Genomic DNA, 7,269 nt, shown 5'->3' with positions numbered 1-7,269 from the left:
TCAATCAGTGCCTTAGAGGCCAGCATCAAGCTGTTTAATCGTTTTAGGTGAAGTTCTGGGCAGTATTGGTGTAAAGAATGTTGTAGGATATTGGCTTCGCGCATCTTGTTGTCCAAGTGTAGTTTTTGGCGAAACCATTTGATCATGCAACAAGATGCGCTTCCACCCTAATTTGATGATTTATTTGTAAATCATCAGGGGATTCTTCAGTACATAACGAATAACTATAACTTCCATTTTTCGACTCAAGCTGAATCAATGCTGTATGGTTTGTACTTTGATAATTTAAACAATGACACTTATTAATCGCTTATTGTAATATCCGCGCCATCTAATACTTACGTTAAATCCTTATGGAAATATGATGAATAAATTATCAATTGTTGCTATCTCTTTACTATCTGCATTAGCGACAGCTCAAGCTTCTGCTGCAAATGACACCACAGGTTTCTATGTGGGCGGAGCCCTGAATAAAGTAACGCTTGATGGCGATGACGTTACTGACTCACGCTCTGGTACTGGCTTAGGTGCTTACGGTGGCTATAACTTCAACGAGTGGTTTGGTTTAGAAGCTAACCTATTCGCCACAGGTGACTTAGGCGATAAGGATATTGATGTTAGCGCTGGCGCATTAAGCTTTACACCTAAATTTACTGCACAAATCAATGATATTTTCTCTGCCTATGCCAAAGTGGGTATCGCATCTATGGCGATAGTACTTGATGGAAATGGTATTGATGAAGACTTGACTGGTTTTGGTTGGACTTACGGTGTAGGTGTAAACGCCGCAGTAACAGAGCACCTAAATATCCGCGTAAGTTACGATGTGACTACGGGTAAGTTAGATGCTGATGATAACTATCTAGGATTGAAAGATATTGACACTGATATTAAGCAATTCGCTGTAGGTGTGCATTATCAATTCTAATTTTTTGATTTGGCATATTTAATTAATGCCAATGAAAATAAAATCAGCTGCAAATAAAAAGGGATATGAAGATATCCCTTTTTATTATTTGGTTATGAATGAGCTTGTATTGATATAACGAGTAGTAACGTTATTTTATTTACTCAATCCATCGACAGTTCTTTTAATTTCCGCGTTAAGGTATTTCGTCCCCAGCCTAAACGTTTCGCCGCTTCTTGTTTATGGCCTTGAGTATGGCGCAGCGCAGTTTCTAGCAGTATGCGTTCGAATGCGGGTTGCACCTCAGTTAACAGATCGCTGTTTCCTTCCGAGAGTTTTTGATCTATCCACTCAGTCAGTGCCGATTGCCAATCTTGGCTGCCTTTCGCCGTGTGGGTGACACTTACAGGATCTTTCAGTAATTCTGGCGGTAAATCTTGGGGTAAAATTTCTTGCCCCGATGCCATTACGGTTAACCAACGACAGGTGTTTTCGAGTTGCCTGACATTACCGGGCCAAGGTAATTGGGAGAGTTTTACCGCAGTCTCCTTGGTCATGATCTTAGTTTCCACGCCAATTTCCTTTGCTGCAGAGGCGAGGAAATGGGTAGCGAGCTGGGGAATGTCTTCCCGTCTTTGTGACAGTGGCGGCAAGTGCACGCGGATTACGTTGAGGCGATGGAACAAGTCCTCCCTAAAGCCACCTTTTTGCACCAATAATTCAAGATCTTGGTGGGTCGCCGCTATGATGCGCACATCCACTTGCACCGCATTATGACCACCGACGCGGTAGAACTGACCATCGGCAAGTACTCTGAGTAACCGTGTTTGTACGTCTAACGGCATATCGCCGATTTCATCTAAAAAGAGCGTGCCACCGTTTGCTTGCTCGAAGCGACCTTGGCGGACATTGGCTGCGCCAGTGAAGGCGCCTTTTTCGTGGCCGAATAGCTCAGATTCGATCAAATCCTTAGGGATCGCTGCCATGTTCAGCGCGATAAACGGCTTATCTTTACGTGGGCTGTGCTTGTGTAACGCGCCAGCCACTAACTCTTTACCCGTTCCCGATTGACCATTAATCAGCACGCTGATGGATGAGCGTGAAAGCCTGCCTATGGCGCGAAATACTTCCTGCATCGCTGGCGCTTCACCTATGATTTCGGGTGTTTTTACTTGGGCTTCCTGCGCGGGTGCTGGGCTTTGTTCAGTGGCGTGTGTCAGTGCGCGCTCGACCAGAGAGATAGCCTCATCGATATCGAAGGGTTTAGGCAGATACTCAAATGCGCCCGCTTGATAGGCACTGACTGCGCTGTCTAAGTCTGAGTGCGCCGTCATAATGATCACGGGAATATGGGGATAATGCACCTGCAATCGTTCTAGCAGGCTTAACCCGTCCGTGCCGGGCATACGGATGTCCGACACTATCACGTGCGGTTGCGATATTTCTAAGGCCTGCCACAGGGATTCGGCGGCGGCAAAGCTGGCGGTACTGAGCTTGGCACCTTGAAGTGCCTTTTCGAGTACCCAACGTATCGAGCTGTCATCGTCGAGGATCCACACTTGTTCACTAATTCGCATCTTGCTTCCTCATACGGTATGTCGAAATTATTTCGCGCCTAAAATAGGTAATGAAATGATGAATTCGGTGTGCCCAGCGCTGGAGAGGCAATCGATTCTTCCCGAGTGTAAACGGGCAATATTATGGGCAATTGAGAGGCCTAAACCTGAACCTTGCTCACGACCTGTCACCATGGGATAAAATAAGGTGTCCATTAGCTCGGGCGGTATGCCGGGGCCGTTGTCGATAATCGATAGGGTTAACACTAGCTTGTGGCGCTGTGAACCTATGGTGACTTGGTGCTGAGTACGAGTGCGGATCAAAATCTCGCCGCCCGTATGCTCAAGCGCCTGCACCGCATTTTGTAAAATGTTCAGCACTGCTTGCTGCATTTGGTCAGGGTCCATCTCGATATCGGGAATGGATGGATCGTAATCCCGTTTAAGCTGAATGTTAGCGGGCAGCGCCATTTCAACTAACTTATAGACCTTCTGCACCACTTGATGGATGTTGTGCAGGCTATGCTGTGTCGGTCTTTGAGGGCCGAGCAGACGGTCTACTAAATTACGCAGCCGATCGGCCTGCTCTATGATGAGGGTAGTGAATTCCTTTAGCGCCGGATCATCCAGCTCCCGCGATAACAACTGCGCCGCACCACGCAGGCCGCCTAAAGGATTTTTGATTTCATGGGCTAAGTTGCGCACTAAAAACTGTGCCGCTTGCTGCTGGGCATCTTGACTCAGTTGCTGATGAATGCGTCTTTGTTGGTCGACTTGGCGCAGTTCGAGCAGGCTGAGTTCAGCCTCATCATCGAGGGGAATAAGCGTTAAATCAACGGTATGGTGCTGACCATCGAGCGTGACTAGGGCCGCTGTATTGACCGTTAAGCCTTGGCCAGCGGTTACTGCATCCATCAATAACTGGGCTTCGACACCGAGGATTTGATAATGTTCAGGTAAAGTTTGTTCAACGAGTCTATGGCTGCCAACACCTAATAATTGCTCTGCTGCTGCGTTGGCATAACAAGGTTTAAGATCCTTATCTATGACAAGTACGGCGGTAACTAAATGATTGAGCAGTGTCTCTTTATCCATCGACCGTTCCTAGAAATAGGGTTGCACCACTATGGTGCACCAATCTGGTGCAAGCTGCAACTTGTCTTCATCAAACGGTTTAGTCTGGTGCGGTTAATCTAACTCTATGTATTTAAAGTTTTAATACTAACTTTATCTATGCAATGAGTGGCCTTAACGCTTAGCTGCTTGATGAAGAAATATCTTTCTTGGTGAACTTGATGCAAAGACTTTGCCGTTTTGAGTCAAAGCGTCAACGACTAAGGTATGTTCACCTCGGTCGATGTTTTTGAGTTTAAAGGTACCGCCAATTTGCGGTTGACCTATGGGGTTGCCATCGAGTTTGAGGGCCATTAAATACTGGCTTTTTAGCTCAGGGGTGATAGTCGCAACGACGTCGAAATCGCCATTATTATCTCTGACGGTTTCTTCTTCTGCTGGGGAAGTGATATTAACTTGATATTGAATGGATTCAATTGCTTGGTTTGCGTTATTTGACTCTGTTTTGGGCAGAGGAAGGGCAATTTGATTTAAGGTCTTCTCTTTGAGCTCAACGACTTGGGCATTGGGCTGCGGTTCATCTGAGTAATGGACTTTGCCATCCTTATCGACCCATTTATAAACAGTCGCTTGCGCTAACATGCTAAATAGCACTAAGCCGATGAGTGTGAGTGAACGCATGCTAAAGTCCCTGTAGCCTTGAGATAGAGTTAATCAAGATTAGTCTCTTTTACATCAAAAATCATGGTGTTTGTTATGCGGCGTCGCCACTTGGAAGGCGTAAAACGCGACAGGAAAGGGGAGCTAGAAACTGGACTGAGTTGAACGAGCTGAAGTTCGGGCACACTAATGTGCCCGAACTCGAGTTGCAAATTACACGCTTGCGTCGAGTTGTTTCTCGATCTCACTCGCTTTAACCCAAGCGGCATGCTGGGATAATTGAGTAGCATAGCGTTGAATGTGTTCGAATTTTTCAAGGTCGCCACTGTTCGCCAGTAGCTCAACTACGAAGGACATCATGATATCCGCGCCTGTGAGCTTGTCTGCAACCAGATAGGTTTTATCGGCCAACCTATCATTGAAGTAGTGGCTTATCTTACTGACTTCTATCGCCGCATAACCTTCAAGGAAGTTGGTTTTGCAGCCGTCCTTTTGCACGAACATACGCAGTAACAAAGGTAGCATGGCTGAACTTTCGGCAAAGTGTAGCCATTGTAGATAATCGACGTAGTCAGCGCTGTCTCTTGCTGGCGCTAAGGTGTCTGCCGCATATTTTTCAATCAGATACTCAGTGATCGCGCCTGACTCGGCAATCACTTGACCGTCCATTTCGATAACGGGTGATTTGCCCAATGGATGAATTTGCTTGAGTTCGGGTGGCGCGAGAAAAGTCTGGCTATCACGCTGATAACTCTTAATTTGATAAGGTTGACCGAGTTCTTCTAGCAACCAGATGATACGTTTAGAGCGTGATTTATTGAGATGGTGCAAGGTGATCATTGGCTTCCCTTTTGCTGTGAGAGTACATTTTTAGCTATCGCACCATTATGGTGCGATAGCTATTTCTACCGTATTTAGCACACTCGCGCTTGTCATTATGTACTTCAAGCTGAGTATGTTACGTCATTTATCGCTTAGCCTCTGGCGTTCAATTGCGCGACTATGGCCTGCGCAACGGCTTCGGATGATCCTGGGTTTTGACCTGTGATCAAATGGCCATCTGCGACAACAAAGCTTGTCCAATCATCACCTTTGACATAAGTGCCGCCGTTTTTCTGCAGCATGTCTTCGACTAGAAATGGCACGACATGAGTGAGTTGCACGGCTTCTTCTTCAGAATTACTGAAACCGGTAACGCGCTTGCCGCTGACCAATGGCTTACCATCACTGGCTTTAGGGTGCAGCAGTGCCGCAGGCGCATGACAGACAAGTCCTAGGGGTTTATTCGCTTGATAGAACTGTTCAATCAAGGCGATAGAATGTTTATCTTCGGCAAGATCCCACAGTGGGCCGTGGCCGCCTGGATAGAAAACCGCATCATAATCCGCTGCGTTAATTTCACTTAAGCAAGTGGTATTTGCTAGCCGTGCTTGTGCCTCAGGATCTTTGCTAAAGCGCGCAGTGGCTTCAGTTTGAAAGTCTGGCTCATCACTTTTAGGGTCGAGCGGGGGTTGACCGCCCAATGGCGAGGCTAAGGTAATGTCAAAACCTTTATCTTTAAACTCATAAAAAGGTGAGGCGAATTCTTCGAGCCAAAAGCCGGTTTTTAAACCTGTGTCGCCGAGTTTATCGTGTGAAGTTAGTACCATTAATATATTAATTTTCATACCTTTACCTTAGTTGCTCACATCTATACGTGTGAGCTTTGGGTTTAGTTCAATCAGGATACGGTTTGGCGTTATAGGGCTAAGGTCAAAATGTCACGACTCATTGCTGGGTCAATATTGCCGTGTTCGCCAAGAGCCACCATGCCGTGCAGTTCAAGCTGTTTTACTAGGATATCAACGTGGCTGGCATCGAGATCATAGGCAGATAAATGTGTCGCTATGCCCATGGCTTCGAAGAAATCCTTGGTTTTTGCAATAGCGGCATCGATGCGCTCGTCATCTGTACCTGTGTTGATGTGCCACACACGGTCGGCGTACTGGAGTAACTTTTCGCGCTTAGCTTCTTTGGTACATTGCAGCAGAGCAGGCAGTACGATTGCCAATGTACGCGCATGGTCGATGTCGTAAAGTGCAGTCAGTTCATGGCCTATCATGTGGGTTGCCCAATCGTGCGGAACGCCTACGCCAATCGTGCCGTTGAGTGCCATAGTGGCGACCCACATTAAGTTCGCGCGAATGTCGTAGTCTTCGGGTTGAACTAGCACTTGTGGACCAAGCTCAATCAAGGTTTGTAACAGACCTTCGGCAAATCTGTCCTGTACGGCGGCGTTGACTGGGTAAGTGAGGTATTGCTCTGTGATATGTACAAAAGCATCGACGACACCGTTGGCCACTTGGCGTTCTGGCAGGGTGAAGGTTTTCGTCGGGTCGAGTATTGAGAATTGTGGATAAACCAAGTCATTACGGAATGGCAGCTTAGCTTGCAGTGATTTACGGGTCACTACGCTGGCGTTGTTCATTTCTGAACCCGTCGCAGGCAAGGTTAATACAGAGCCAAAAGGCATAGCTTGAGTCACTTTTGCGCCCCAGCTAGTGAGGATGTCCCAAGGCTCGCCTTCGAATACCGCAGCCGCGGCAACAAATTTAGTGCCATCGATAACTGAACCACCACCCACTGCGAGGAGAAAATCGATATTCTGCTCACGCACTTGGGCGACGGCTTTCATTAAGGTTTCATAGGTTGGGTTGGGCTCAATGCCATCGAACTCGACGACGACACGGTTGCCCAATGACTGTTTAACTTCATCTAGCGTGCCGGTTTTTCTGGCGCTGCTGCCACCAAAGAGGATCATGACTTTAGCATCGCTCGGTACTAAAGCATCAATTTCGGCGATAGTGTCTTTACCAAAACGGATACGGGTTGGGTTGTAATAGTTAAAATTTAGCATGGATGATTTATCCCTTATTACTTTAAGTGAGTTACTTTAAATTAGCAGTGTTAAATGCGCTGCGTTAATTAATCGCCTATCAAATTAGTAGACCAGTCGTCTAATTTTGGGGCGTGAGAATGTATTCTTTAAAAATCTGGGCTGACTGATATCAGCCAATATTAGTTTTGAGTCGG

At 46.6% G+C, this 7,269-nt stretch carries 7 protein-coding genes; 1 reads left to right on the top strand and 6 read right to left on the bottom strand.

The genetic code is table 11. The features are described from left to right. Window positions 1-364 precede the first annotated feature (364 nt). Entirely contained in the window at window positions 365-928 is a 564-nt protein-coding gene (locus tag K5Q99_RS11130; RefSeq protein WP_220776907.1) for a porin family protein, read from the top strand. 143 nt (window positions 929-1,071) lie between these two features. Here the strand turns inward: K5Q99_RS11130 and glnG are convergent, their stop codons facing one another. From glnG to K5Q99_RS11100, 6 genes are all read right to left on the bottom strand, one after another. Then, window positions 1,072-2,484 carry a nitrogen regulation protein NR(I) gene (gene glnG / locus K5Q99_RS11125; RefSeq protein WP_006079736.1) on the bottom strand — a complete coding sequence of 471 codons (1,413 nt, stop codon included), beginning with the start codon at window positions 2,482-2,484 and terminating at the stop codon, window positions 1,072-1,074. Window positions 2,485-2,511: 27 nt separating this feature from the next. Further along, window positions 2,512-3,558 (bottom strand): nitrogen regulation protein NR(II), encoded by a 1,047-nt coding sequence (glnL, locus tag K5Q99_RS11120; RefSeq protein ID WP_063884937.1) that lies wholly within the window; start codon window positions 3,556-3,558, stop codon window positions 2,512-2,514. Between the two features lie 153 nt (window positions 3,559-3,711). Further along, window positions 3,712-4,218: a DUF4124 domain-containing protein gene (locus tag K5Q99_RS11115; protein WP_220776906.1), complete on the bottom strand. Its 507-nt coding sequence runs from the start codon at window positions 4,216-4,218 to the stop codon at window positions 3,712-3,714. 192 nt (window positions 4,219-4,410) lie between these two features. Further along, the gene (locus K5Q99_RS11110; protein ID WP_220776905.1) at window positions 4,411-5,037 is read right to left on the bottom strand and encodes a glutathione S-transferase family protein; all 627 of its coding nucleotides are present in this window, start codon (window positions 5,035-5,037) and stop codon (window positions 4,411-4,413) included. Window positions 5,038-5,171: 134 nt separating this feature from the next. Then, window positions 5,172-5,864, bottom strand: a complete 693-nt coding sequence (locus K5Q99_RS11105) for a type 1 glutamine amidotransferase domain-containing protein (RefSeq protein WP_220776904.1) — start codon at window positions 5,862-5,864, stop codon at window positions 5,172-5,174. A gap of 71 nt (window positions 5,865-5,935) precedes the next feature. Continuing rightward, window positions 5,936-7,093, bottom strand: coding sequence for an iron-containing alcohol dehydrogenase (locus K5Q99_RS11100; protein ID WP_220776903.1), 1,158 nt, complete (start codon window positions 7,091-7,093; stop codon window positions 5,936-5,938). Window positions 7,094-7,269 lie beyond the last annotated feature (176 nt).

Source organism: Shewanella hafniensis (assembly GCF_019655335.1).
Lineage (GTDB): Bacteria > Pseudomonadota > Gammaproteobacteria > Enterobacterales > Shewanellaceae > Shewanella > Shewanella hafniensis.
The sequence above is the reverse complement of the archived record's forward strand: the minus strand, read 5'-3'. Positions and strand labels throughout refer to the sequence as shown.